Here is a 26,247-nt window from a genome sequence, read left to right as displayed (position 1 = left end):
GGGATTCCGGCGTTCAGTTCGCGCTTCGAACGAAGGCAAACCGGCCGACACAGGCGTGGGCGCCGCGGTGGCGCGGGCCTTGATGCAGGGCCACGCGCTCCGTCGGGGTCGGTTGCGTCGGCTCCGCGCGCAACGGCTGCATGAGCAGGGCAGCGCGGAGTTGCTGCACCTCGGCCCGGAGGCCTGCATTCTCCCGCTCGACCTGATCGAGCCGGACCAGGCCCGCAGGCATCAGCCCGCCGAGCCGACGACGCCAGCGATAGAAGGTGCCGAGCGAGACATGGGCGCTCGCGCAGATGTCGGCGATGGGGATGCCCCGCGCGGCCTCGTCCAGCAGGAAAGCAATTTCCTGATCCGTATGCAGGGATCGACGCATGCAGAATCTCCGGATTCGGCAGCCATGAGTGCATCCAGCGAGCGCAGGAGGAGCAAGAAGCGGACCGGCTTTGACGCTTCGGTTCCGAAATTTTTACATGTGCCAGCATCGGCGAACCCGCGTGGCGGACACCGCCTCGCGCAGCCAGCGTTCAGCTCTGTGTTTTGCTTCGCACGAGACTGCGGACATTTTTTGTAAGCGCCTGGATTTGCGCTGCGGCTGCGGCATGTCCGGATGTTAATTCCAGGCGCTCTAAAGCAGCCCTTCTGCTTTCGGCCAGACCCGGTCAACCGCTCCCGACTCACTGCAGTCAAATGTGTTCTTGCGGCACAAGCCGTGATGGCGGCGCGATCGAACTTCGGAGTAATGGAGTGCGCCTTACGTCATGAACGGTTCAAGATGTGTCTCGGTCGACCTGCACACGTGGCCGATCGGTGAGCGCCAACGCGGTCGCTGCGAGCATGATCCCCATACCCGATGCCTCCGCCCATCCGAACGGCTCGTGCGCGTAGATAGCGCCGATCGCAACTGCGATCACCGGGCTGACGAAGGCATACAGGCCGGCGCGGAAGGCGCCCCAGTCCCGCACCAGCCAGAGAAAGATCGAGAAGCCGGTGAGCGAGCCGCCGATGACCATCACGCCGAGGCAGAATAGCACCCGCCCATCCCACAGGGCGGCGAATCGGCCTGGGTCGTAGCCCTCTATAAGCAACGACACGGGCACGAGCCCGATCGCGCCGATGATCGTCTCCCAGAAGGCGAGAACCAGCGGCGGCATCGACTGCGTCAAGGGCCGGCTGATCACGGAGCCCCAGGCGTAGCAGACCGTGCCGAGTGCCACCGAAGCGAGAGCGAGCACCATCGTGGCGCCATCTTGCGCGGCTTCGGCGCGGCCGGAGAACAGGAGCACGAGCCCGCTGATACCAAGAACGATCGCGCCGACCCGACGCGCGCTGAGGCGCTCTTGGCCGTAGAGGAAACCGATGAACGCGAGGAAGATCGGCATCAGCGACAGATTGACGATCGCCGATAGGCCGCTGGGGGCGTGAGCGACACCCCAGAACACGAAGCTATAGCAGCCCGTCGTGATGAGGAGCGAAGCGCCGACGATCCGGCCGAACCCCTGGATGCGCAGTGGTAGGCGCCGTACGCGTACGATGATGAGGAACAGGACGCCGGAGAGAAGGAAGCGTGCCGTGGCGAGGAAGATCGGCGGGACGGCCTGCGTGGCGATCTTCGTGGGCAACCACGTCACACCCCAGATCAGCGACATGACGCCGAAGGCTACGAGGCGGCTCACGCCGGATCGCTTCCGACACTCATGCGGCACTCATCGCCAGCCGCTCATGACAAGCAGCGGTCCAAGCCCGGGAAACGTGGAGCGACGACGGATTGCGCTGGGAAGCGGGATCAAAAGCCGTCGCGGGATGTAGGTGCCCATGGCGCTCGCCTACCGCTCAGGCCTCCCTGTACCAGTCGGGTAGGAACGACAGGTCGTTGTCCCAACCGCTTTGCAAGGCAGCGAGTCGTGCGCCCACCGCCGATACCTTCGCTCGGTGGATCAGTGGCAGCACATTCTCCGAGACCGCAAGGTCGTTGCACTTGATCAGAAGCGCTGCCCGCTTGACCGGGTCGAGCTCGCTCTGAGCGGCGTTGTAGGCCGCGTCGTAGGTGTCGTTGCGCCAGCGCACGACGTTGCGGCCCTGCCACTTGTTCTCCTTGGTGGCGATCTCCCACGAGACGTACTGGAGCAGCCAGATCGCCGGATCCGCCTGGGTCATGTTGTTCGTGTACATCTCCATGTCTGCGTAGAAATGCGGGTAGGTGTCGGGGTTGGCCGGGTCGGAGGAGAAGAACACCGAGCCGGTGACCGATTTCAGCTCGATCTCGATGCCGGCCTTGGCCGCCGCCTGCTTGATGATCGCCTGGGTCTTTTGGCGCGGGGCGTTGATCGAGGTCTGGAACAGCAGCTTCAGGCGCTTGCCGTTCTTGACCCGCACGCCGTCCGAGCCCCTCGCCCAGCCGGCCTCGTCGAGGAGCGCGTTGGCCTTGGCCAAGTCGAAGGCGAAGCTGGTGTTCTTCGAGACGAAGCGCTCCGGGCCGTTGACCGTGTTGGCGGTGGGTTTGCCGGTGCGGCCGTAGATGTACGTCTCGATCGACTTACGGTCGACTAGCAGGTTCATCGCCTGGCAGACCTTCGGGTCGGAGAAGGCGGGGTGCTTGGTTTTGAGCGAGGACCGTTCACCGTCGACCTCGACGTTCGGGTCCGTTGTGTTGAGCAGCAGGAACTCGAGATTGCCGCCGTAGACGACGTCGACCCGGCCCTTGCCGCCGGTCTCCAGGCGCTTGAGCACCTCGTCCTCGACTTGAAGGTTCCAGGCGTAATCGTACTCGCCGGTCTGGAGCACCGCGCGCGCCGCCGAGACCGCGTCGCCGCCGCCCTTCATCTCGATGGCGTCGAAATAGGGCCGGTTGGGCAGGTGGTAGTTCGGGTTGCGCTCGCCGCGGACGATATCGCCGGGCCGGAACTCGAGGAACCGGTACGGCCCGGTGCCCACGGGGGCGAGGTTCTGCGGCGCATCCCGAGATTTGGCGCCGGTATAGGCGGCGAACAGGTGCTTGGGGATCACCATGCCGACGATGCCCACAAAGGCATCGCACCAGTACGGCGTCGGCTTGTCGAACAGGACCCGGACGCTGAGGTCGTCGATCTTCTCGACTTTGCAATCCTTGTAGGAGCCGATCGTCACCGCCGCGGTGGCGGGGTCGCGGGCGTAGTCCCAGGTGAAGACGAGGTCGTCGGCGGTGAGCGGCTTGCCGTCGTGCCAGGTGACGCCCGGCTTGATCTTCCAGACCACCGAGCGGCCGTCGGCGGCGAGCGCCCCGTTTTCCTCGGAGGGAATCGTGGCGGCGAGCACCGGCACGAGATTGCCGTCCGGGTCCCAGGCGGCGAGCGGCTCGTAGAAGATCCGCGACGCCTCCTGGTCCTTGGTGCCGATGGCGAAATGCGGGTTGATCAGGGTCGGCGCCTGCCACCAGAGCAGGCGGAGCGCCCCCCCGCCGCCGGCCTTCGCCGCCTTGTAGCCGCTCCGGATGTCGGCGGCCATCGCCACCCCGTTCCCGGCCAGCATCAGCCCGGCCATCGGCGCGGAGAGGCCGACCGCCAGCATCCGCTGCACGAAGACGCGTCGCGACAAGCGGCCGTCCTTCACCTGCTCAATGAAGCCACGCAGATCCCGCTCGTCCATGAGTTTGCCCTCGATCTCCGCCACGCAGCGCGCAGTGTGATCATTGAGTCAATTCGTGCCCTGTGTAATCGATCTTGCCGTCGGCGCCCTTCGCCCACTCGTACAGGATGTAGTCGGGTCGGGTGATGTCGCCCTTCTTGTCGTAGGCGATCTCGCCGATCACCGTCTGCGTCGGCCTGCCTTGGTGCAGCCAGTCCGCGAGCGTCTTGCCGTCGCTGGAGCCGGTCTCGGCCATCGCCTTCGCCAGAACCTGCACGGCCGCGTACGAGTAGAGCGTGTAGGCCTCGGGATCGATGCCCCTAACCTTGAAGGCCGCCACCACATCCTTGGCGTTCAGGTTCTTGCGCGCGTCCGGCGAGAAGGTCATCAGCGTCCCCGCTGCGCCCGGGCCGGCGATCTGGACGAACTCCTTGTCGGTGATGCCATCACCGCTCATCATCGGCGCTTTCAGGCCCTGGTCGCGCATCTGCCGGATTATGAGCCCAGCTTCGGTGTGCAGACCGCCAAAGTATACAATGTCGATGTCGGCCGACTTTAGCTTGGAGGCGAGCGCCGAGTAGTCCTTCTCACCAGGATTGATGCCCTCGAACATCACCTCCTTGCCGCCCTTGGCCTTGAGCGCCTTCAGGGTCTCGTCAGCGAGCCCCTTGCCGTAAGGCGTCTTATCGTGGACGAAGGCGATCTTCTTGCCCTTGAAGTGCTCGGCCAGGTAGGTGCCCGCCACCGCGCCCTGCTGGTCGTCGCGGCCGCAGGTGCGGAACGTGTTCCACATGCCGCGCTCGGTGAACTTCACGTTCGTGGAGGCGGGCGTGACTTGGACGATGCCAGCGTCGAGGTAGACGTCGGAGGCCGGGATCGACACACCGGAGTTGAAGTGACCGACGACCATCTTGACGCCCTCGCTGGCGAACTTGTTGGCCACTGAAACGCCTTGCTTGGGATCGCCTGCATCGTCACCGATGACGGCCACGAGCTTCTGGCCGTTGATCCCGCCAGCTTTGTTGATGTCGTCAACTGCTTGGCTGGCGCCGTTCTTGATCTGAGCGCCGAACGCCGCGTTAGGCCCAGTAATCGCACCGACGATGCCGATCTTGACCTGAGCCTGCGCTGAGCCGGCCATCAGGAAGCCGAGAATGCCGGCCAACACAGAAGCGCGCATGTTGATCTCTCAGGCTACCGCTCTCAGGCGTCACCCGTGCCTGCCTGCAAGATCGTGGCCGTCCACAGCGGAGCTTACACCGGTCAAATGGTCGAACCGTTCTACTCATGTGCACTTTACCGGCGTCCAGCGACCCTATGAGGTTCTGCCTGCGCCGTAGATCCTGCCAGGGCAGGCATGCAGCCGCGCCCCCTGTGCGGCCACGGTACGCCAAAACGGGTAAGATCTCGATCATCCCTCAAGGAGTTCCCACACGGGCACCGCTGAAGAGTGCGGCCTCAACCTGATCGATGCCCGACGCTCACGGGCGCACTTATCAGCCGTAGCGGGTAGGGCTTAGCTCATGCCTCAGTGCGCGCCCGGCGTAGTTGGAATTCCGACTGTCACCGCAAGTAGGCCTGTGAGATAGGCCCGTCCGCGTGGCCGATATACGTCGGTTGGGGCCTGTCCGCTTTTCCAACCGACTTTCTCCGGAGCGGACAGGCCGCTTTCGGCCAGATCAGGTCATCCGCGGCCCCTTAGACTGCCGGCAAGCAGACGTTCCGAAAGTCAGAGAAGGGTCAAATTCGGTAGCGTATTGACCCGAGCAAAAATCGATGGGGAGATGCCGTCCCGCGAATGACTGAAGCTTCGATCGCTTATCCGGCCGAGCCCGAAGCGGCCCCCATACTCGCGCGTAGGCGGGCTGTCTCCTCTGGGCCGAGCGCGAGGACGAGCCTGATGCAATCCTCGATGAAAACTGCTTCCCGGGTGCCAGATTGCTTGGCAGCACGCGAAATTTCACGCGCTAGCGGGACGTCAACCAGAATGGACAGTGGTCGGAATGCCGCCATTGCCAGCCTGCTCATTACTGGGGGTAAAGTTGCAACAGGAACCTTCACGGCAGGACTTGGCGACGAAGAGGGCTGAGCTGAAGGGCTGCGCGCCTTGTGCCTGCCCTGCGTCGCGAGGCAATCCGCCCGTTCGTTGAGCGGATCTCCGGAGTGGCCCTGAACCCACGTCCACTTCACATCGCGCTGGCTGGCGAGCTCGTCCAGACGTTGCATCAAGTCGAAATTCTTCACCGGGCCCTTCGAGTTTTGCCAACCTTTGGCCTTCCAGCCGCCCATCCACTCGGTTACGGATTTGACCACGTACTGGCTGTCGCAGCGCATCTCAATCTGCGCGCCCTCGGGGAAGTGCTCCAGCGCCCGGATGGCTGCCGTCAGCTCCATGCGGTTGTTCGTACTATTAGTCTCACCCCCACATAGATCCAAAGGCCCGTCCGGGCCCGAGATGACCACCCCCCAGCCACCAGGGCCAGGATTGGGTGAGCAGCCTCCGTCAGCATAGACAACGATTCGCGTCACGGCGTGATCCTTCGGGTGTTAAGGGCTGCCCACGGTCTAAACCGCAGCGGAAGCAACCTCGTCCCGGCTTGTAATACTCTCCCCTACGGATCTCTACAGACGGAAAGTCAGTGTAAAACAACTAGTAAGCAACCTCGTGCACCCAGTTGGACCCAGATGCACTCACTCGATGCGGAATGGCTTGGATTAAAGCCGAATGCACGGCAATAAACATCATCACAATATCGTGATCAACAAGTACGTGCGGGAGGCAGGGTCGGCGGGGCCTCGTCGATCTGCGTAGACCAGGGCCGCCTGAAAGCCGAGCAAGCAGCAGACGCCAGCGAGTGCACAAGAATGGCGCGCAGCGCTGCCCTCAACTCGCGCTGCCTCTTCCGCTGACTGCCTACCACGATAAGCTGGAGGCATGCGCGACGAAATAGGAAGGCCTCTGCCGGTCGAGATCGCGAGCCGCGAGAGCAAATACGCTGCGGCTCCTGAACTTCTTCAGCCAGGGAATTGGGTGTGCTTGAATGTTGACACTTCTTGTCCATGGCCAGTGCGTCCTCAATCTGCCGACTTTGGAGGGCACCGCATTTGGGTGATCCCGCTGACGCTTGAGGAGCATCCAGGAGTAGCTGTGCGGTGCTCGCTAAGCCTCAATCGAGATGAGGCAGCAAGGCTGCTGTACCGCTTCTTGAGTGTGCTCGCCTGGCGGGAGCAGCATGGAATTGCTGTCGCTCACCAATCTGGTGGCGGGCGGCCTCACATGGTTGGGCTAAACCGAAAATACGGCTTCTCAATTTGTGAAAGCTTCGATTTCACCGAGCTTATTTGTCCGGAGGATGAAGATACACGCATTGCCCTTGCGCTAATGCGAGAAGCAAGGAGTCTCAACCATTACGGCTATGCCTTTCTGTCTTTTTGGCGAGTGCTTGAGCTGGCATTTCCAGTGCCAAAGCGGCGAGTGGCGTGGATGGAGAAGGCTTTACCTCGGCTAACGGGTCACGAAGTGGCCGAGGCGCTCGACAGCATCAGAGTGGATGGGAAGCAGGACGTAAGCCGCCATCTTTTTGAATCTGGTCGTTGCGCGGTGGCGCACGCGGGTCAAAAACCGATCGTGAATCCCGACGATCCAAGCGACGCGCGACGACTGTATCGAGAGTTGCCGCTAGTGCGAGAAATGGCAGTGCTCGCCATTGAAGAGCGTTTCGGTATCTCAACCCCTCAAACTGAGTACCGCAAGCATCTTTACGAGCTTCGTGGGTGGAAGGGACTTCTCGGCGCTGATTTAATCCAACGCTTAGTAAGTGGCAAGGACGTTCGGTCAGCTGAAGAAGTCGACCTGCCTGAAATTCATGTGCGCCTGCGCAAATCCCCTCCTTACGGGGCGTTCGAAGGCATGTCACCTTCGAGCGCCACAGTACAAGATCGAAAAGTTTATCTTGTCTACCGGTCTAAAAGCGGGCTATTTTTTTTCAAGTTTGTCCTGGATTTTGGTGATGAGCGGATAATATTCGATATGGAAGATGGACTTTTTTTAAACGACGATGGTTCAGTGACTGCTGCAGAGCACAATGCGGATTGTCAGCGGTTCATTCGAGACTACGGACTAAACGGCGAATTGCAAATATGGAATGCGTCCGACGGAGGACTTCTTTCGCGCAAGGATGCCTTCATACCATTGAACTGCTTCATTGATCTGGAGGCTTGCAACGCTATCATTGCGTCAGCGCAGGCGGAGATCGAGCGCCGACGCGTCGGTTCATCCAACAGCGGCAGTGAAGCACACCCGGGATGAGTCATGTAGTCTATAAGGCGCTGCTACCGTGCCCAGCGGCCCAGGCGGCGCTTCCATCGTTCGCCAGGCGGGATAGCGGCGTTAGATTTTGCGGTGCGTTTGGTGAGCGTCGGCGCGATTGTCGGCTGGGACCGGGCCACCGGCTCAGCAGTCGCGGCAGCAGGCGCAGGTGGCGCGGAGACCGGCTCGACGGCGGCGGTCGCGACCATCGCGGCAGAGGCCTTGCGCGGCCGCCCGCGGCGCTCCTGCGGGCGATCCTTGGCGGCGGGCTCCGGCTCGAACTGGCGCAGTTCAGGCGCGATTAGGCTCGGCAGGATACGACGGGGTTCGGAGGGTGGCGCTGTTGGCTCGGCGAATGGATCGCGGAACAGGCGCGGCGCCTTGGCGGCGGGAGGCGCGACGCGACTCGGGATGACGGCGGCCTGACCGCGGCCGGCTGATTTGATCTCAACGGAGAACGACCGTCGCGTGCGACTGAGCATGGGTTGGACGCTTTCGAGCCGCAGATTGACGGCTAATGTAGGAATGATGAAGGCGCTGGGTTGAATCAACGAGTACACTAATGGACGGGCACAAGCGGACAGCTCCAAGGTTTAGTTCGGCTGATCGGCGAAGTTAAACCCGGTGCGGCTTTTGGCCTCGACCAGCACTAGGCGGGTCTGATCGAAGCCCCAAGAGAAGTCGGGATCGTCCGGTACACGCGGGCCGAGGAGCGCCCTCGCCCGCTCGATGTCGTCGAGGATCGGGTCGACATCCTCGATCCGCCACGCGGCGAAATCAGCCATGCGGAGCGTTCGCATCGAGCTGCCGTTGCCCATCAACATCGAGCTGATGACGGCTTGGCCGCCGATCGCGACCGCAGTGTTCAGTCCTCGCAGCCCCATCCGCGTCCGCTGGAGTGCGGTGAAGCCCGATTCCCCCTTGATCCCGTTCAGCACCATGTGGCCCGCATCGGCGCGCGCTTGAACGACGGCGCTCTCGAGCGTCCCGTCGTAGAAGCTCTTGTGCGTGCCGACCATGATGAACGCCGCGAGCTCCCGATCAAAGGTCGCGAACAGCAGCACGTCCTCTTTATCTTGCTGCCGCACCTTGCGCGGGCCAGCAGGGTCGACGGGATCGAAGTGCAGGTGGTGCACATCGTAGGCGGCTAGCGCGAAGTCGCCGTCGTGCTGATCATCGCGCGGATGCTTGCCTGGCCGATGCGCTCGGCCTGACAGGTATGGCGTCAGGTCAGCCCCTTCCTCGACTAGCCGTGCCAATTCGAACACCTTGTTGAGGTGGCGGGTCACGAGGCCACTATCCCAGAACCGGCGGACGAAGAAGACGTGACGCTTGGCGATCGGAATCAGCCGGCGGGTTCGTACGAGGTAGCGATGGATCAGGTAGCCGAGACTTTGGCGCTGCGGATCGAGATCGCCACCGAGTTCGGTCACGAGTTCGTGGCGCAGTCGCGCAACGCGGGGGCCCTCAGCGTCCGGACCCGGCACAGGCCGCCTCCACATCTCTGCGGCGGCCCGCCCTCGGCCCGATGGCCGGCAACGGATGCTTGGGTGATGTTCTCGCCCCGTCAAGCGCTGCATTATCAAGGACGTAGGCTGGGCATCGGGCTTAACGACAAAACTTGCAGGAGGCCCACGGCGTCCGGGCAACCGGCGGGACAGAATCTGCCCACTGGCGGACCGGTTCATGACGCCGATCGCCTCCAGGCTCAAGAGTAGATCGCAACGCTTACCGGAACGCAAACGTCCAAGGGCGTAGGCGAAGGCGGGAAGCACCTTGCCGTGAGTCGTCACGAAATTGAGGCGATGCGGGCTGCTATTATGGCGGCTGTTCGCCATAACATGCAACTGAATCAATTGGAGGGACGCTTATGGATAGAGAACGCGTTCAAGCTCTGGCGAGAGCTCAGGGACAGACCGAAACCCGCGGCAGAGTTCAAATAGACATCGAAAAAGATTTGCGACCAGAATGTCGCTTTGTCGATTTTCTGCTAGCCTCGTCGCTAAGAACGGGTAGGTGCGCGAAATTGCTTCGCAATTTTATGCTCATCTACGCTGCAAAAATTCCACAACTTGCACAAGGCAAAAACCACCTGTTCGACCCAGAAGGCATTTGTCAAACAATTAAAGTATTAGAAGGACACGAGATTAAAGACATAACGCGCGGCCCTTTTCAATTCGAAAAGGACCGCTTAAAGGGCTCTATAAAAAGCATTTTTTTCAATCCAGCTTCCTGATAGAGAATATTATTATTGAAATAGAAAAACACGGCTCCGGCATCATCTCTCGGAAACTTGCAGAATATTATGGCAAGGGAAATTATATGGGCAAGCCGCTTAAAGAAACCGACGTCAAACTGATAGCGGAAGCCTTCTCTAGAGATGTCATCGAACGTCGCGCAGACAGTCGCGAAAAAACATGGCGTGGCGGTTTAACCGGCGAGCACCTCATCTATGCTGCCCGTCCAGATGGTAACATCTATCTCCACGCCTCGTTTCACGGCGAAGATCCCGACCGCATCGCTGAGTCCGTTCGGGTCGCACTGTCGGATTTTCCAGAGCTCAGAGGTGCCGCCCCTGTGTTCGACTAACATTCAATGCCGGCCCATTTTGCTCACTGGGACCAGTGCTTGACGGAAGGATGTCCAGCGGGCCCCGCCGGCACGCACGATGGCTGCTCCGCCCTGCCAAGTGTAACTCTAAATCGGCCCATCCGTGTCCGCGAGGCGGTGCCGGCTCGCAATCAACTCGCAAGCGACCTCGTGCAACCGCCTGAGGCTGTTTGGCCCCGCTCAATCCGAGATAGAACTAAGTAAAACCGCAAAGACTCGAAATAAAACTTTCACAATATTGTGTGCAGGTATTCCATCAGGCGGCTATCCCTTGGGTTGGGGCGAGGGCCGTCGCGGCGCCCTCGGCAGAAACGGAAACTGAAACCGACATGGCCGGCCGGGCCGGTCGCTGTCCTAGCTAGAGCGCCGGCCCTCGGGCGAGTAGGCCGCCCGGCCCGGTCATGGCTTCCCGATGCCGATATCGGCCGCCACGTCGCGGAGCCGCTCCGGCACCCGCTCCTTCCGCTCGCTGTAGCGGTCGACGAGATAATCGGCGCGCTCGCGGGTCAGCAGGGTGAACTTCATCAGCTCTTCGCAGACATCGACCACGCGCTCGTAGAGTGAGCCCGGATTCATCCGGCCCGCCGCGTCGAATTCCTTGTAGGCCATCGGCACCGAGGATTGGTTCGGGATGGTGATCATCCGCATCCAGCGGCCGAGCAGGCGCAGGCTGTTGACCGCGTTGAAGCTCTGCGAGCCACCCGAGACCTGCATCACCGCGAGCGTACGCCCCTGGGTTGGGCGCAGGCTCCCCTCGCTCAGCGGCAGCCAGTCGATCTGGCTCTTCATCACGCCGGTGAGGGTGCCGTGCCGCTCCGGCGAGACCCAGACTTGGCCCTCCGACCAGAGCGAGAGCGCGCGCAGCTCCTGCACCTTCGGGTGGTCGGCGGTGGTGTCGTCGGGCAGCGGCAGGCCGTGCGCGTCGTAGATCCGGACCTCGCCGCCCAGGGCTTCGAGGAGGCGCGCCGCCTCGTAGGCGAGGAAGCGGCTGAACGAGCGCTCGCGCAGCGAACCGTACAGGATCAGGAAGCGCGGGGCGTGCGCGAAGGGCTGCACGACGTCGAGCTGCGCCGCATCCGGCACCACGAAATGCGGCCGGCTGAGATTCGGGATTCCGTCGGCGGAGGGCTGCTCGGGCTTGTCCACGGGGGCGCTGTCTCGTATATTCAAAGGATTGTTTGAATGTTGAAACGAAAATGGATGAACCGCAAGCCCTCGCGGCCTTCGTGGCGCTGGGTCAGGAGCACCGGCTGCGGGCGCTCCGGGCGCTGGTGAAGGGCGGGCCGGACGGCATGGCCTCGGGCGCCCTGGCTACCGCCATCGGCGTGTCCGCCTCGACTATCTCCTTCCACCTAAAGGAGCTGCAGCAGGCCGGGCTGATCGGGTCCCGCCGGGCGGGGCGCTCGATCATCTACAGCGTCGCCTACCCGGTGCTATCCGGGCTGGTCGAATTTCTCATGACGGATTGCTGCCAGGGGCATCCGGAGGTCTGCGCGCCGGCGCTCGCCGCCCTGTCGACCTGCGGCCCGAACACGAAAGAGGTGGACCATGCCTGATCACGCCATCGACGTGGTGATCTACCACAACCCCGCCTGCGGCACCTCGCGCAACACCCTGGCGATGATCCGCAACGCCGGCATCGAGCCGCACGTGATCGAATATCTGAAGACCCCGCCGGCGCGGGCGCTACTCAAGCAGCTCCTGGCCCGGGCCGGCCTGTCGGTGCGCGACGTTCTGCGCGAGAAGGGCACGCCCTACGCCGAGCTCGGCCTCGCCGATCCGGCCCTGAGCGATGACCAACTGCTCGACGCCATCGCCGCCCACCCGATCTTGCTGAACCGGCCGCTCGTGGTCAGCCCCAGAGGCGTCCGGCTGTGCCGGCCCTCGGAGCTCGTGCTCGATCTGCTGCCGCCGCAGCAGGGCGCGTTCATCAAGGAAGACGGCGAGCCGGTGGTGGACGAGATCGGTCGCCGCGTCGGTCTCGCCTGATCGGCGGATGCTCGCACGTGCCTCCCGGCCATCCCCGGCCGGGCCCCGATAAGGCAATGGCCGCCCGGACCCGGCGCTGGCCGGTGATCTCAGCGCTCGGCGTGGTGCAGATCCTCGCCTGGGGCTCCTCCTTCTATATTCCGGCGGTGCTGGCCGAGCCGATCGCCCGGGATACCGGCTGGCCGCTCACCTGGATCGTCGGCGGCCTGTCCCTCAGCCTGCTGGTGGCGGCCTTCGCCTCGCCGCGGGTCGGCGCCGTCATCCAGCGGCGCGGGGGGCGGCCGGTCCTGGCGGCCGCGGCCCTTCTGCTCGCCACAGGCCTCGCGGTGCTGGGCCTCGCCCCGACGCTTCCGGTCTTCCTGGCCGGCTGGCTGATCCTCGGCCTCGGCATGGGCTGCGGCCTGTACGATCCCGCCTACGCCACCCTCGGCCGGCTCTACGGGGCCGAGGCGCGCTCCGCGATTACGGCCCTGACGTTGATCGGTGGCTTCGCCAGCACCGTCTGCTGGCCGCTCTCGGCCTTCCTGGTCGCCCATCTCGGCTGGCGGGGGACGTGCTTCGCCTATGCCGGCCTGCATCTGGCGGTGACGCTGCCGCTGGTCCTCGCCCTGATCCCGCCGGCCCTGCCCCGGGCCGCGGCGGAGACCGGTCGGGCGCGGCCGGTCGTGCCCCTGGCGCCGTGGCAGGCCCGGGCCTTCCTGCTGATGGCCGGTGTGCTGGTGCTCGGCGGCACCATCATGGCGCTGGTCTCGGTGCACCTGCTGACCCTGATCCAGGCCCGGGGCGAGACGCTGGCCGCCGCGGTGGCCTATGGCGGCCTGATCGGGCCGTCGCAGGTCGGCGCCCGGCTGATCGAGATCGCCAACCGCGGCCGGCACCACCCGCTCTGGACCCTGACCGCCGCCTTCACGCTGGTCGCCCTTGGTCTGCTCCTGCTGGCCTTGCACGGGCCGGTGATCGGCCTGGCCCTCGCAATCTACGGCGCCGGCAACGGGGTCTACTCGATCGCGCGCGGGACCGTGCCCCTGGTCCTGTTCGGACCCGAGCATTACGCTGGGCTGGTCGGCCGCCTGGCTCGGCCCGGTCTGGTGGCCCAGGCCCTGGCGCCCCCGCTCGGCGCCTTCCTGCTGGTCCGGATCGGGCCCGACGCCCTGTGGGGCCTGCTGGCGCTGCTCGCCGTCATCAATCTCGGGCTGATCGGCGGTCTCTGGCGCCTGAAGAAAGCCCGTGCAGCGGCAAGCGGCGAGCCGTTACCCGACGCTCGACCATAAGGCACCGCCGCATTACCCTGACACCGACGGGAGATCGCATCATGCCGACACTGACTGTCACGGCGCGGGGCCAAGTCACGTTTCGCAAGGAGATCCTGCAGCATCTGGGCATCAAGCCCGGCGGCAAGATCCGGCTCGACCTCCTCCCCGACGGACGGGCGGAGCTGAAGGCCGATCAGGCCGAGGGCTCGTGGCATGACCTGCAGGATTTCCTGAAGGATCGGACGAACGGCGCGCGGCTCACGATCGACGAGCTGAACGAGGCCATCGCCGAAGCGGGTGCGGCGGCCGGGATGCGTGGGCTTGAGCGCCCGTGAAGATCAGCCTCGACACCAATGTCCTCCTGCGTCTGATCGTCGGGGACGACGTGGCGCAGCGGGACAAAGCGGTCGAGACTTTGGAGCGGGCGGAGCTGGTCGCCGTCAGCGTCCATGCGCTCTGCGAGTTCGTCTGGGTGCTGGAGCGGCATTACGGGGTGCGACGACCCGATGTCGCCGCCGCGATTCGGCGCATCCTCGACATGCGCAACGTGGTCGCTAACAGGCCCGCGGTCGAAGCCGGACTGGCCGTGCTCGATGCCGGCGGCGACTTTGCCGACGGCGTGATCGCCTTCGACGGCCGCTGGCTCGGCGGCGAGACCTTCGTCTCGTTCGACAGGAAGGCCGTCGCGCTGATGGAGCGGCACGGCCTAGCCGCGCGCCTGCCGCCCTGACGCGCCCCGGCTCGGCTCCCGGACCGCGTTGCGCCCGGCCCCGCGAGGGACCAGAACGGGGCCGAACCCGATCCGGAGAGAGAGCCGAATGCGTACCGAGACGCCGCCGCTGATCCGCCTGGAGGAATACCGGCCGAGCGACTACCTGATCGACCGCGTCGATCTCGACATCCGCCTCGACCCGCACGCCACCCGGATCGACGCGACCCTGGCTCTGCGTCCGAACCCGGCTGGCCGCGCGGGCGCGCCGCTCCATCTCGACGGCGACGACCTCCGGCTGGTCTCGGTGGCCCTCGACGGCGCGGCGCTCGCGGCGGAATCCTACACGGCAACGCCCTCCGGCCTCAGCCTGCACGCCCCGCCGCAGCAGCCGTTCACCTTACGTCTCGTCACCGAGGTCGACCCGACCGCCAACACCAAGCTGATGGGCCTCTACCGCTCCAGCGGGGTCTATTGCACCCAGTGCGAGGCCGACGGCTTCCGCCGGATCACCTATTTCCTCGACCGCCCCGACGTGATGGCGGTCTACACCACCCGCATCGAGGCCGATCGGACCGAGGCGCCGGTGCTGCTCGGCAACGGCAATCTCGTCGAGTCCGGTGCCGTCGGCGCGGACCGGCATTTCGCGGTCTGGCACGACCCGCACCCGAAGCCCGCCTACCTGTTCGCCCTGGTCGGCGGCCGGCTCGGCCAGGTCGAGACCCGCTTCACCACGATGGAGGGGTGCGTCGTCACCTGCGCGGTCTATGTCGAGCCCGGCAAGGAGGCCCGCGCAGACTACGCCCTCGATGCCGTGATCCGCTCGATGAAGTGGGACGAGACCGCCTTCGGCCGCCCCTACGACCTCGACGTGTTCAACGTCGTCGCAGTGTCCGACTTCAACATGGGCGCCATGGAGAACAAGGGCCTCAACATCTTCAACGACAAATATGTGCTTGCAAGCCCGGAGACCGCCACCGACGGCGATTACGCCGCGATCGAGGCGATCATCGCCCACGAGTATTTCCATAACTGGTCGGGCAACCGGGTCACCTGCCGGGACTGGTTCCAGCTCTGCCTCAAGGAGGGGCTGACGGTCTTTCGCGACCAGGAATTCTCCTCCGACATGCGCTCCCGGCCGGTCCACCGGATCGCCGAGGTCCGGTCCCTGCGGGCGCGCCAGTTCCCCGAGGATGCCGGCCCCCTGCGCCACCCGGTGCGGCCGCGGGCCTATGCCGAGATCAACAACTTCTACACGGCGACCGTCTACGACAAGGGCGCCGAGATCGTCCGGATGCTGCGCACGCTGATCGGCCCGGAGGCGTTCCGGGCCGGCATGGACCGGTACTTCGCCGACAATGACGGCCGCGCCGCCACCGTCGAGGACTTTCTGGCCGCCTTCGCGGCGGTGACCGGGCGCGACCTCTCGGATTTCGCCCGCTGGTACGAGCGGCCCGGCACGCCGCGCCTGTCCGTCACCATGGCCTACGATCCGGGTGCCGCCCGCTGCACCCTGCGCTTCGCCCAGAGCCTGCCCGGCGAGGGCGGCCAGGACGCGCCGCCCCTGGTGATCCCGGTGGCCCTCGGCCTCGTCGGTGCCGCGGGACCGCTCGCGGGCGCCACCTGCCCGAATGTGCGGGACGGGGTCTTCGTCCTCGACCGTGCGGAAGCCGAGATCGTGTTCGCGCAGGTCACCGAGGAACCGGTGCCCTCGCTGCTGCGCGACTTCTCGGCCCCGGTGCGGCTCGACTTCGACCTCACCGACGCCCAGCGCATGCGCCTGCTGGCGCAGGACAGCGACCCGTTCAACCGCTGGCAGGCGGCGCAGGACGTCGCCCTGCGGCTGATCCTCGATCCCGATCCCGCCCGGGCCGACGCCTTCGCGGAGGCGCTCGGGCGTTTCCTGGACGGCGAGGCACTCTCCGACCCGGCCTTTGCGGCGCTGGTCCTGGCCCTGCCCAGCGAGGGCGAGGCCGCCGACGCCCTGCAAGCGGACGTCGATCCCGACGCGATCCACCGGGCGCGGTTCGACCTGCGGGCACGCCTCGGCCGTGCCCTGCGGCCGCGCCTGGAGCACCTCGACGCCGCCCTCGCCCCGGCCGACGGCGCGGCCTACAGCCCGGACGCGGCCTCGGCCGGGCGCCGGTCCCTGCGCAACGCCGCCCTCGACCTGATCGCCGCCGGCGATCCCGAGGCCGGCGCCAAGCGCGCCGGGGAGCGCCTGGCGAACGCCACCAACATGACCGACCGGCTGGCGGCGCTCGGCACCCTGGCGCTGATCCCGGGCCAAGCCCGGGAGGACGCGCTCGCGGCCTTCGCCGAACGCTTCGCCGACGAACCGCTCGTCCTCGACAAGTGGTTCGCCATCCAGGCGCAGATCCCCGAACCCGGGACCCTGGAGCGAATCAACCGCCTCAAGGCTCACCCGGCCTTCACGATGACCAACCCGAATCGGGTGCGAGCCCTGGTCGGAAGTTTCGCATTCGGAAACCCGACTCAGTTCGCGCGGCCCGACGGAGCGGGTTTTTCGCTCGTCGCCGACACGGTCGCCGCCCTCGATTCGACCAACCCACAGGTTGCTGCGCGGCTCCTGACGGCCTTCGGATCCTGGCGGCGGCTGGAAAAATCGCGGGCCGGCAAAGCCGGCGAAATGCTTAATCGGATCAAGGCGATCCCGGCCCTCTCGCGGGACTCCGCCGACATCGTCGCGCGCACCCTTGGAGGCGGCTAAGATATTGAACCTGCGGTAGAAAACGATTCTGTGGCCGAGTCGTAACGCAGGGGTTGCGTCAAGCCCGAATGGTAAAAAATCCGTGGACAAGCGCCCCCCGAAGATGGTTGTATTCAATCAGATTCGGGGGGCGCGAGACGCGGCGAACGGATCGCAACTCCCACGGGTGAGGTTCGGCCATGCCGGAGGCGGCTTCCGCTTCCTTCTCCGCGCGTGCGGAATCGAGTCTCGCCGTTTCCTGGCCGATGCGCGTCCGGGATCCGCGGCTCGGTCTGGTCGAGCGGTGGCTGCGCTACGCCGTGCCGGGCATCCTCGCGGTGTTCCTCGCTTGCCTGGTGGGCCTCGCTGCGCTCCACATCCAAGGGCAGCGGGCCGAGATCCTGGCCGGCGCCAAGGCCGAGGTCGAGGGCTTCGCCCGGCTGGCCGCCCGGGCGATCGCGCCGGCCGGCGGCCGGGCCTCCGACCTGCGCAGCCTGATGCCGGAGAGCGAGCGCCATCCGGGCCGCCGCCTCCTCCTGGTCCGGCCTGATACCCGCATCGCCGCCGCTCACCCGCCCCTTCCCGCCGATACGACGACCCTGGCCCAGGTGCTGGGCGAGAGCGAGCCGCTCTCGGGCCTCGGCGAGCGCGCCGGCGCCATGGCCCTCGACCTGCCCGGCGGCGAGAGCGTGCTCGCCGCCATCCACAGCCTGCCCGACGGCGCCGGACAGGTCGCCGTGCTGCAGCCGATCGAGCCGTTGATGCGCGGCTGGAGCGCCCGGGCCCGGGACCAGATCGTCCTGGTCGCGGCCGCGATCCTGGTGATCGTCGGCGTCGGCCTCGCCTACGGGCTGCAGAGCCGGCAGGCGACCCGGGCCGACCGCGCCCGCGAGCAGATCCGCGGCCGGCTGGAGACGGCCCTGCGCCGCGGCGCCTGCGGGCTGTGGGACTGGGACATCGCCCGGGGCCGGATCTACTGGTCCGATTCCATGTACGCCCTGCTCGGCTACCAGCGGCAGCACGAATACCTCTCCTTCGGGGCGGTGAACGCCCTGGTCCATCCCGACGACGGCGACCTCTACAGCCTCGCCCGCGGACTCGCCGCCGCCCAGACCTGCGTCGACCACGCCTTCCGGATGCGCGGGGCCGACGGCGCCTATGTCTGGCTGCGCGCCCGGGCCGAGGTCATGCCCGACGCCCACGATGGCGGGCGCCACCTCGTCGGCATCGCCACCGACATCACCGAGCAGCGCGCCCTGGAAGAGACCAACGCGGCCTCCGACATGCGCCTGCGCGACGCCGTCGAGGCGATCTCTGAGGCGTTCGTCCTGTGGGACACCGGCAACCGGCTGGTGCTGTGCAATTCCAAGTTCCGCCACCTCCACGCCCTCAGCCCCGAGGACGCGCAATCCGGCCGGAGCTACACCGACGTGATGGGCCGGGGCGTGCTGCCCCAGGTGCGACGCGAATCCCCCGAGGCCGGCCTCGCCCTCCCGGGCATGGCATCCCGGACCTTCGAGGCCGAGCTCACCGACGGCCGCTGGCTCCAGATCAGCGAGCGCCGCACCAAGGACGGCGGCTACGTCTCGGTCGGGACCGACATCACCAGCCTGAAGCGCCACCAGGAGCAGCTCCAGGCGTCCGAGCGCGAGCTGATCGAGACCGTCAAGGACCTCAAGCGCTCCCGCCGCACCCTCGAACTCCAGACCCAGCAGCTCGCCGACCTAGCCGAGCGCTATCTCGACCAGAAGGCTGCCGCCGAGGCCGCCAGCCAGGCCAAGTCCGAGTTCCTGGCCAATATGAGCCACGAGCTGCGCACGCCGCTCAACGCGATCATCGGCTTCGCCGACGTGATGGAGAACGCGGTTCTCGGCCCCCTCGGCACCCCACGCTACACCGAGTATTGCCGCGACATCCGCGAGAGCGGCTCGCACCTGCTCTCGATGATCGACGACATCCTCAACATGGCCCGGCTCGAGGCGCGCCGGGTCCGGCTGAACCCGCGGGCGATCCCGGCCGAGGCCGCCGTGACGTCCGCGCTCGGGCTGGTCGAGGCGGCCGCCCGCGAAAAGGGGATAACCCTCGGTCTCGACGTGCAGCCCGGGATCGACCTGCTGGCCGACCCGAGCGCGATGCAGCAGATCCTGGCCAACCTCGTCCAGAACGCCGTGAAGTTCACGCCGGCCGGTGGCCGCGTCGCGGTCCGCGTCCGTCGGGCGGGCGCCAGCACCCACCTGTTCGTCGAGGATAGCGGCATCGGCATTCCCCGCGCCGACCTCGCCCGCCTCGGCCGGCCCTTCACTCAGGTCGAGGCACAAATGACCCGCAGCCACAAAGGCTCGGGGCTGGGGCTCGCGATCACCCGTTCGATGGTCGAGCTGCATGGTGGCTCCCTGCGGATCCGCTCCGAGGAAACGGTCGGCACCGTCGTCCTGGTGCGCCTGCCGGCCCCGGCGCCCGAGCAGACGGAGCGGCCCGTCCGTGCCGTCGCCGCGCCGCGGGATGCCGTGAGCCTAACCGGGCGCCGGTCGGTCGCCGCTTGAGATCGTCTCTCACTGCCGCGGATCGAGCCCGCCCGACGGCTCAGGCCCATACCGGCGAGCGATCATCCCCGCGCTGCATCCGCGAAGGGGATCCTACAACGGACACAGCCCGATCAAGCGTCAAATCCAAGGAGTTCCGCCTCAGCGGATCAGCTCGATCGTGACACCGGCGGCCCCGGCAATGTCTGGCCAGCGCCGCTCCGCGGTGAGAGCCGGCACGCCTTCACGCTTCGCCAGAGCCAAGCAATATCGGTCCCCCAGCGACAGGCCGCCTTCGAGCGTAATCGCACGTAACAGGCCCGCATCGTAGGACAACGTCGCATCGACGGGAAACAGGCGGATCGGCAGGGGCCGCAGCAGCATCTCGATATCGTCGCGCACAGCGCCAAGCTTGGCGTAGTGGCTGACGACCTCAGCGAGGTTGACGGTCGTCATGACAGAACCGTCGAGCCCAGCCTTGACCTTATCAGCCCCCCGCTCTCCGAGCAGGAGCGCCAGGAGAGCGGAAGCATCGAGGACGAAGCGTGTCATTCGCGCTCGGCCTCGCTGGCGCGGTCGGCCAGGAAGTCCTCGACGGAGGCGCCGACTTTGCCGCCGATCAGCCTGCGGCTCAGGTCCTGCGCGCGTGCCACAACCTGATCCAGCGTCCGGAGCACGATGGCGTCCCCGATGTCTTCGACGATGACCTCGCCGCCGTTGCCGAGCCCGTGCCGCTTGCGAAGGTCGGCGGGCAGACTCATCCGCCCATCAGGCATCACCTTGGCTTTCATGGAGCGTCTCCAGCTTCTGCCGTATATGGGTCTTTACGCCGGAAAACGTCCTCCGTGCCAGAGATGCCAGTCTGTGGCGCACGCGATAAGTTGTGGGAGAAGAGGCTGTCGCCAAGCGACGGCGTCCTCCCCCGAGAACGCGCGTCCCCGATCGGCGTTTCCCCGTCAGAGGATCCGCACGGCGGATCGACCTTCGACGAGACGATCCATGCGCTCCAGGACCACCCTCCGCCTCACCCTCGCGGCCCTGCTTGGGCTCTCCGCCGCCCCGGCCTTCGCCCAGAGCGTCGGCTACGCCACCGGCTTCCCCGGCAAGGACCCGGCGGGCGACGAGGAGATCGGCTGGGGCCCGGCCTATCGCCCGGAGACGAGCTTCGCCCAGCCCGGCACGCCGCCGACCCCCGGCCAGATCGCCGGCCGCGCCTACCGGGCCCGGACCGGGCACGGCGTCTACGACCAGGTCCAGGGCGAGGGGCCGTACCGCAACCGATAGACACGGATCTGCCGGGAGGCGTCCCGCCCTCCCCTCATCCTGAGACGGCCGCGTCAGTGGACCTCGAAGGAGGCTTCCAGGGATCGCGCGGCCGGCTGGAAGACTCCTTCGAGGGCGACGCTCCGCGCCGCCACCTCAGGATAAGGGGGTGATCTGGATCTCCGTCGAAAACCGTGCGGCCGATCGGTGGTCAGCGCCGCCGCAGCGCCCGCTTGGCAGCGGCGCGGGCTTCGTGCTCAAACCGGGCCAGCCGCAGGCGCCGTTCCAGGGAGAGGCTGCGATCCCCCGGCGGCAGGGCGATGATCTCGGCCACGGGAGTCCGGTCGCGATAGAGGCTCTCCAGGGCCGAGCCGTCGAGGGTCGCCGAATCCAGTTGTTGCGCAAAACCGGTCTCGTGGCAGGCGCGCACGATCTCGGCCTCCAGCAGCAGGCCGGGGGCGTGGCTGCGCAGCTCCTCGTCGTAGGCGGTCTTCAGGAGCGTCGCGGTGCCGCCGCCCACCAGGGCGAGGCTGATCGCGATCGGCCGCCCGTCGAGGGTCAAGGCATCCGCCCGGATGCCGATTGGGCCCGGCGCCTCGGCGAACAGCGCGCGGGCGAGCGCGGCCATGTCCGGCCGGCAGGCCATCGCGGTGCCGGCCTGCCCCTTCCAGCCCTTCCGCTCGAGGACGAGGAAGTCGGCCACGAGCCCGGCCAGTTCCGGACCGCCCGCGGCGCTGACATGGGCGACCGTACCGAGTTCCGTGAGCCGCCGGGTGCGGCGGCGCAGATCCTTGAACCGGGACCGGTTCGGGTGCCCGGCCAGGAACGCGTCGTGATCGGCCCGGCGCACCATCATCGGCCGCTCGAAGGACGTCACGACGCCGATCGCCCAGCCGCGCGCCCGCATCGCCGCCAGCATGTCCGGGACGGCGCCGTCTTCCGTGGGCAGGAGCGGCCAGCGCCAGGCCCGGCCGGCTTCCGCCAGGCCGGCGACCAGGGCGTCCACCGCCGCTTCGCGCCCAGGGCCATCGATCACCAGCGGCGCGGTGGCGGTCACCAGCGGCGACAGGAACGGCCGTGCCACCCGGCTCCCGAGACCGGTGAGGTCGCGCCGCAGCGTGAAGGGCAGGAGCGCGACGCAAGCGCCGCCGCGGCGGATCGTGACGAAGTGCAGGCCCTCGGGCAGCAGCCCGGCCTCCCGGTGCGCCGCGAGGACGTGATGCGTGTAATCCGGATGCGGCGCGGCGGCGGAGGCGAACAGCGCATCCCAGGCCGCCGGATCAGGCGCCGGGCCGACGGTGACCGACAGGCCGCCGACCGTTTCGGGCGGCGCGTAAGCGAGAACACTCATCGGATCGCTCCCGCGGACCAGATCGGGGTCGGCAGCCCGTGCAGGCGGCCGGCGGCGCGGGCGAGGAGCCCAGCGCGCACGATCGTCGCCAGCGCTACGGCGAATGCGGCGCCGAGCGTTCCGAAGGGTGGGATCAGCGAAAGGCACAGGAGCGTGGCGACGATCAGCATGGCGGCGGTGATGCCGGCGCAGCGGCGTTCGCCGCCCAGCATGGTCAGCAGATCCTCGCCCGGCCCGAACAGACTCGCCGCGACGCTGCCGGCGACCAGCACGGCGAGGATCGGCACGCTGGAGCCGAGCCCGGGGCCGAACATCGCCAGCAGCAGGGGGCTAAGCGCGACAATCGCACCGCCGACCAGGGCGGTGGCCCCCGCGGTGAGCCGGGCTTGGCGGCGCACGAGGTCGGCGAGCATGGGCCGGTCGGCTTGGGCGTGGGCGGCGCTGTAGCGCTGGAGCGTCGCCGCGCTGGCGGCGAAGTGCACGAACACCACGAATTGCTGGATCCGGGTCGCGGCGAAATACAGGCCGAGCTCGGCCGGGCTCACCAGGGCGCCGAGCACGATCACGTCGACGAAGGTGAAGCCGGCATTGGCGAGATCGATTCCGGCGATCGGCAGGCTGGTGCCGAGCCAGGTCCGCCACTGATAGCGCTGTGGTCCGGCCGGCAGATCCGCCCGCAGACGCGCCAGGAGCAGGCCGGCCTGCAGCGCGGTGGCGATCGCGGCGGCGACCAGCATGCAGGCCATCGCGACCTCCGCCCGGGGCGGCGCCCCGAGCAGGACGGCGCCGATCATGCAGGCCATCATCAGGCTCTGGCGCAGCAGGTAGGGCGGCGCGATGGCGAGACCGACCCAGTTCTGGCTGCGCGCCACCCCCTCGAGATAATCCTGAAGGGCGAAGAGCGGCATCACGCACACGGCGACGGCGATCGGTGCCCGGTAGGCCGGCGCGAACAGGCCGGGCTCCAGCCACAGCAGGGCCGCGCCGAGGCCGGCGACGCCGAGCGCCACCCCGCCGGTCACCAGGGTGCCGGCTCGGAGATAGCCGCGGGCGAGGTCGAGATCGCCCCGCGCTTGGTCGCCGGGCACGAACCGGCAGGCGCCCTGCGACAGCCCCAGCGTCAGCGTGTGGCCGAGCATCGCGGTCCAGACCCAGACGGAGGCGAAGACCCCGTAGGCGTCCCAGCCCATCAGCCGAGCGGCTAAAACCTGCGCCGCGTAGGCGAAGCCCGCCGCGCCGACCCGGATGGCGAAGACCGTGAGTGCGGCCCGCGCCGGGCCTTCCCGCAGGGCATGGAGGCGCTGGCCAGCGGCGGCGAGCTTGCTGAGGGCCGGGAGGGCTGTCGCTGACACCACGCGCTCCGCGCCAGGCTTTGGAGCATCATCCCGAACGGCGGCTGCCGGATCGGAAACAGATGATGACCCGTCAAACCCGCCGAAACATCGTCCGAGAACCAATATCTTGGGCGATGTTCCAGTGACCGCAGGAGAACGGTCTCGGGTTCTACGGTCTAGCCCGGGGCGCGTTGCGGCTCGGTTAAGGGCGGCGCGGCCGGCGCGATCTTCGGGGCCGGCTCCGCCTCGGTCCGCGCGAGCGAGGTGGCGATGGTCAGCGCCACGTGCTCGGCCATGCAGCGCAGGCCGAGATCGTTGAGCCGGAACTGGCGGCCGAGCATGTGCCCCTCGCCCTTCTCGGTACGGCTCGACAGGTAGTGCAGGGCCTCGTAGCGCCGCACCAGCGGCACCTCCTGTTGGGCCGCCACGGTCCGGACCGCGTCGACGATCCGGTTGTAATCGACGTCCGCGGCCATACTGGCGGTGTAGATCGGGTCGACCAGCACCACGTCGATCCCGTGGGAGCGGATCCAGGCCACGGCCTCGCTCAGCGAGCTGGCGAAGGCGTCGGCATCGACCCGGGCGATGGCGTCGTGGGTGCCGACCTGCCAGACCACGAGGTCGGGTTCGGCCTCCGCCACCATGGTGCGCAGGCGCTCGGAGGCCCCGGAGGCGATCTCCCCCGGCAGGCCGCGATGGTCGATGGTCACGTCGGTCTTGGGCAGCGCCCGTTCCAGGGCCGCTTCGAGCTTGGCGGGATAGGAGGCCGAGGCGCCCGGCGCGGCGCTGCCGCCGATCGCCAGGATCTTGAGCGGGCGGTTCTCGCCCAGGGCGGACCGGACCGCGCCCAGCTTGGCCATGGTGTAGAGCTGCGCGCCCGGGACCCGGCATTCCTGCGACAGGCTGGGTTGGTCACCCGTATCCACCGGCTGCTCCGCGGCCGCCGCCGGCTCCAGCGCGGCCAGGATCAGGGCGGCCAGCGCCCAGCGGGTCCCGGAGCGACGGACGCGCGTCACGGCCGAGGCCGCGAGGACTTGTTGCGGGTGCGCCATTCGACGAACCATGCGGTGAACCCCAGACCGACCAGGCCGCTTCCGGCGACCAGCATATCGACCAGCACGCCGCCGCCGGTCTGAAAACGCACGAGCTGCCCGATCAGGCTCAGGATCGAGCCCATGGAGAAGACCGCCAGGGAATTCCGGCCCAGCTGGCTGAGATAACGCCCGACAGCTCCGATTCGGGGAGCCAGAAGTGCGTAGAGCGGCGCGAAGGCGAGCAATACCCCCAGGAAATGAAGAAGCCGCGCCGGTGTCAGGTAAGTCTTCTCGAAGGTGAACAGCAGCCGCGGCTCGGGCACCATCAGCGGATCCGGGCGGATACCCGTCACGGCGAGCACGATCCCGAGGACGACGATGGCGAGCCCCGCCGGAATCAGTCTCCGCGACCAACGGCGCAGGGTGTCGGAGCGCAGGTTCCAGCCCTGGAGCACGAAGCCCAGCACCAGCAGCACCTGCCAGCAGAACGGATCGAAGAACCAGTCCCCCTCCCCCGGCCAGGACGGGACGTTCCACTCGAACACGAGGCTGGCGAGATAGAGGCCGCCGGATAGGGCCGCCGACGCGATCAGGCTGACGCGGCCGACCAGCACGAAGATCGGCGCGATGCCGATCAGCACCACGTAGAGCGGCAGGATGTTGAAGAAGCCGAGCTGGTAGGTCATCAGCGCCATGCCGCAGACCGACTGGATCGGGTCCGCGAAGAAGCCGCCGGCATTGTGCCATTCGAGGATCAGCGGGTTGTCGAGCAGCAGTGCCGCGCCGGCGATGAGCGCCAGCGCCAGCAGCATCACGGTGAGCTGCGCCCGGTAGACCTCGACGGTGCGGGCGAGCAGCCGGACCACGCTCTTGACGGCCGGCTCCGGCTTCCCGTCGCGCCCGCGCGTGGCGATGCCGATCGACCAGCCTGCCAAAAACACGAACAGCTCGGCGGCATCCGAGATGCCGTATTGCGAGAAGGTGTAGCGCTCGAAGGTGTTGCCCGGGATGTGGTTGATGAAAATCGTCACCAGGGCGAAGCCGCGCCAGAAGTCGATCGCGTTGGGGTCCCGCATCGTCGCGGCGGCTCCGGGGTTTCGACACGGGATCGGGATTGGGCGGCCCCTGATACGGCGCCGCGCCCGGTCTGCAAAGGCGAACAAAGGGAGAGTTCGTGCGGACGCACGAACCGGGCGGTCACGCTCGCGTTAGGTCGGATCAAGGAGATCCGGACAGATGACCCGCACCATCACGATTCTCGGCCTCTCGGCCCTGCTGCCGATGCTCGCCGCGACGGCCGCCTCGGCGCAGGCTCAGACCGGAACCGGCGGAGGACCGACCTCCACCATCACGGCGCCGCACACCTCGTCGGTCGGCCAGACGATGCCGCCGGCCTCCGGCGCCGGCGCCGCGACCGCGGACGATCGCCGCACCCGCACCCGGGAGCAGATCCAGGACGACAAGATTTCTCAGGGCATCTGCATCGGGTGCAGCCCAAAGTAGGTTTTTCCGCACGGTTCAGGACTCTCGGGAGCCGTCTGCTTCCGAGAGGCTCGGCGC

General features: G+C 67.0%; 26 protein-coding genes. 12 read left to right on the top strand and 14 right to left on the bottom strand.

Going from position 1 to position 26,247, the window contains the following annotated elements; translation table 11 throughout:
* Positions 1-13 precede the first annotated feature (13 nt).
* The 5 genes from MKL20_RS30365 to rnhA all read right to left on the bottom strand — a co-directional run bounded on the left by MKL20_RS30365 (position 14) and on the right by rnhA (position 6,132).
* Positions 14-376: a transposase gene (locus tag MKL20_RS30365; RefSeq protein WP_244039814.1), complete on the bottom strand. Its 363-nt coding sequence runs from the start codon at positions 374-376 to the stop codon at positions 14-16.
* 394 nt (positions 377-770) lie between these two features.
* The gene (locus MKL20_RS30360) at positions 771-1,676 is read right to left on the bottom strand and encodes a DMT family transporter (RefSeq protein WP_244039813.1); all 906 of its coding nucleotides are present in this window, start codon (positions 1,674-1,676) and stop codon (positions 771-773) included.
* Positions 1,677-1,833: 157 nt separating this feature from the next.
* On the bottom strand, positions 1,834-3,624 hold the full coding sequence (locus MKL20_RS30355) for a peptide ABC transporter substrate-binding protein (RefSeq protein WP_244039812.1): 1,791 nt from the start codon (positions 3,622-3,624) through the stop codon (positions 1,834-1,836).
* A 40-nt stretch (positions 3,625-3,664) separates the two neighbouring features.
* Positions 3,665-4,783: a branched-chain amino acid ABC transporter substrate-binding protein gene (locus MKL20_RS30350; RefSeq protein WP_244039811.1), complete on the bottom strand. Its 1,119-nt coding sequence runs from the start codon at positions 4,781-4,783 to the stop codon at positions 3,665-3,667.
* A 638-nt stretch (positions 4,784-5,421) separates the two neighbouring features.
* Positions 5,422-6,132 (bottom strand): ribonuclease HI, encoded by a 711-nt coding sequence (gene rnhA, locus MKL20_RS30345; RefSeq protein ID WP_244039810.1) that lies wholly within the window; start codon positions 6,130-6,132, stop codon positions 5,422-5,424.
* A gap of 406 nt (positions 6,133-6,538) precedes the next feature.
* Here rnhA and mauJ point away from each other — a divergent pair, with 406 nt between their 5' ends.
* Positions 6,539-7,912: a methylamine utilization protein MauJ gene (mauJ, locus tag MKL20_RS30340; RefSeq protein ID WP_244039809.1), complete on the top strand. Its 1,374-nt coding sequence runs from the start codon at positions 6,539-6,541 to the stop codon at positions 7,910-7,912.
* 23 nt (positions 7,913-7,935) lie between these two features.
* Here mauJ and MKL20_RS30335 read toward each other — a convergent pair whose 3' ends face one another.
* Both MKL20_RS30335 and MKL20_RS30330 read right to left on the bottom strand, forming a co-directional pair.
* Complete coding sequence (locus tag MKL20_RS30335) at positions 7,936-8,502, bottom strand: hypothetical protein (RefSeq protein WP_244039808.1); 567 nt, start codon at positions 8,500-8,502, stop codon at positions 7,936-7,938.
* 3 nt (positions 8,503-8,505) lie between these two features.
* A complete protein-coding gene (locus tag MKL20_RS30330) occupies positions 8,506-9,345 on the bottom strand; it encodes a hypothetical protein (protein ID WP_244039807.1) in 840 nt (279 codons plus the stop codon).
* Positions 9,346-9,782: 437 nt separating this feature from the next.
* Here MKL20_RS30330 and MKL20_RS30325 point away from each other — a divergent pair, with 437 nt between their 5' ends.
* Entirely contained in the window at positions 9,783-10,148 is a 366-nt protein-coding gene (locus MKL20_RS30325) for a hypothetical protein (protein WP_244039806.1), read from the top strand.
* Positions 10,149-10,234: 86 nt separating this feature from the next.
* The gene (locus MKL20_RS30320; RefSeq protein ID WP_244039805.1) at positions 10,235-10,501 is read left to right on the top strand and encodes a hypothetical protein; all 267 of its coding nucleotides are present in this window, start codon (positions 10,235-10,237) and stop codon (positions 10,499-10,501) included.
* A 420-nt stretch (positions 10,502-10,921) separates the two neighbouring features.
* Here the strand turns inward: MKL20_RS30320 and arsH are convergent, their stop codons facing one another.
* Positions 10,922-11,668, bottom strand: a complete 747-nt coding sequence (gene arsH, locus MKL20_RS30315) for an arsenical resistance protein ArsH (protein WP_244039804.1) — start codon at positions 11,666-11,668, stop codon at positions 10,922-10,924.
* Between the two features lie 50 nt (positions 11,669-11,718).
* Between arsH and MKL20_RS30310 the strand changes: the two genes are divergently transcribed.
* From MKL20_RS30310 to MKL20_RS30280, 7 genes are all read left to right on the top strand, one after another.
* On the top strand, positions 11,719-12,078 hold the full coding sequence (locus tag MKL20_RS30310) for an ArsR/SmtB family transcription factor (protein ID WP_244039803.1): 360 nt from the start codon (positions 11,719-11,721) through the stop codon (positions 12,076-12,078).
* A complete protein-coding gene (arsC, locus tag MKL20_RS30305) occupies positions 12,071-12,511 on the top strand; it encodes an arsenate reductase (glutaredoxin) (RefSeq protein WP_244039802.1) in 441 nt (146 codons plus the stop codon). Before MKL20_RS30310 ends, arsC begins: the two co-directional genes overlap by 8 nt.
* Before the next feature lie 56 nt (positions 12,512-12,567).
* Entirely contained in the window at positions 12,568-13,782 is a 1,215-nt protein-coding gene (locus tag MKL20_RS30300; protein WP_244039801.1) for an MFS transporter, read from the top strand.
* Positions 13,783-13,823: 41 nt separating this feature from the next.
* Complete coding sequence (locus MKL20_RS30295; RefSeq protein WP_244039800.1) at positions 13,824-14,099, top strand: AbrB/MazE/SpoVT family DNA-binding domain-containing protein; 276 nt, start codon at positions 13,824-13,826, stop codon at positions 14,097-14,099.
* Complete coding sequence (locus tag MKL20_RS30290; RefSeq protein WP_244039799.1) at positions 14,096-14,494, top strand: type II toxin-antitoxin system VapC family toxin; 399 nt, start codon at positions 14,096-14,098, stop codon at positions 14,492-14,494. The genes MKL20_RS30295 and MKL20_RS30290 overlap by 4 nt, the downstream gene beginning before the upstream one ends.
* An 88-nt stretch (positions 14,495-14,582) precedes the next feature.
* Entirely contained in the window at positions 14,583-17,204 is a 2,622-nt protein-coding gene (pepN, locus tag MKL20_RS30285) for an aminopeptidase N (protein ID WP_244039798.1), read from the top strand.
* Between the two features lie 179 nt (positions 17,205-17,383).
* A complete protein-coding gene (locus tag MKL20_RS30280) occupies positions 17,384-19,726 on the top strand; it encodes a PAS domain-containing sensor histidine kinase (RefSeq protein WP_244039797.1) in 2,343 nt (780 codons plus the stop codon).
* Positions 19,727-19,867: 141 nt separating this feature from the next.
* On the opposite strand, the gene MKL20_RS30275 is transcribed toward MKL20_RS30280, so the two are convergent.
* Entirely contained in the window at positions 19,868-20,257 is a 390-nt protein-coding gene (locus MKL20_RS30275; RefSeq protein WP_244039796.1) for a PIN domain-containing protein, read from the bottom strand.
* Positions 20,254-20,496 (bottom strand): AbrB/MazE/SpoVT family DNA-binding domain-containing protein, encoded by a 243-nt coding sequence (locus MKL20_RS30270; protein ID WP_244039795.1) that lies wholly within the window; start codon positions 20,494-20,496, stop codon positions 20,254-20,256. The genes MKL20_RS30275 and MKL20_RS30270 overlap by 4 nt, the downstream gene beginning before the upstream one ends.
* A gap of 208 nt (positions 20,497-20,704) precedes the next feature.
* Between MKL20_RS30270 and MKL20_RS30265 the strand changes: the two genes are divergently transcribed.
* The gene (locus MKL20_RS30265; protein WP_244039794.1) at positions 20,705-20,989 is read left to right on the top strand and encodes a hypothetical protein; all 285 of its coding nucleotides are present in this window, start codon (positions 20,705-20,707) and stop codon (positions 20,987-20,989) included.
* Between the two features lie 190 nt (positions 20,990-21,179).
* Here the strand turns inward: MKL20_RS30265 and MKL20_RS30260 are convergent, their stop codons facing one another.
* The 4 genes from MKL20_RS30260 to MKL20_RS30245 form a co-directional block, all read right to left on the bottom strand.
* Complete coding sequence (locus tag MKL20_RS30260) at positions 21,180-22,319, bottom strand: GNAT family N-acetyltransferase (RefSeq protein WP_244039793.1); 1,140 nt, start codon at positions 22,317-22,319, stop codon at positions 21,180-21,182.
* Entirely contained in the window at positions 22,316-23,671 is a 1,356-nt protein-coding gene (locus MKL20_RS30255) for a lipopolysaccharide biosynthesis protein (RefSeq protein ID WP_244039792.1), read from the bottom strand. The genes MKL20_RS30260 and MKL20_RS30255 overlap by 4 nt, the downstream gene beginning before the upstream one ends.
* Before the next feature lie 158 nt (positions 23,672-23,829).
* Positions 23,830-24,705 (bottom strand): SGNH/GDSL hydrolase family protein, encoded by an 876-nt coding sequence (locus tag MKL20_RS30250; protein WP_244039791.1) that lies wholly within the window; start codon positions 24,703-24,705, stop codon positions 23,830-23,832.
* Positions 24,666-25,763 carry an OpgC family protein gene (locus MKL20_RS30245; protein WP_244039790.1) on the bottom strand — a complete coding sequence of 366 codons (1,098 nt, stop codon included), beginning with the start codon at positions 25,761-25,763 and terminating at the stop codon, positions 24,666-24,668. Before MKL20_RS30245 ends, MKL20_RS30250 begins: the two co-directional genes overlap by 40 nt.
* A gap of 160 nt (positions 25,764-25,923) precedes the next feature.
* Between MKL20_RS30245 and MKL20_RS30240 the strand changes: the two genes are divergently transcribed.
* Complete coding sequence (locus MKL20_RS30240; protein ID WP_243968654.1) at positions 25,924-26,190, top strand: hypothetical protein; 267 nt, start codon at positions 25,924-25,926, stop codon at positions 26,188-26,190.
* The last annotated feature ends 57 nt before the right edge of the window (positions 26,191-26,247 follow it).

The organism is Methylobacterium sp. E-066 (assembly GCF_022829635.1).
Lineage (GTDB): Bacteria > Pseudomonadota > Alphaproteobacteria > Rhizobiales > Beijerinckiaceae > Methylobacterium.
This window is presented reverse-complemented; position numbering and strand designations above follow the sequence as displayed.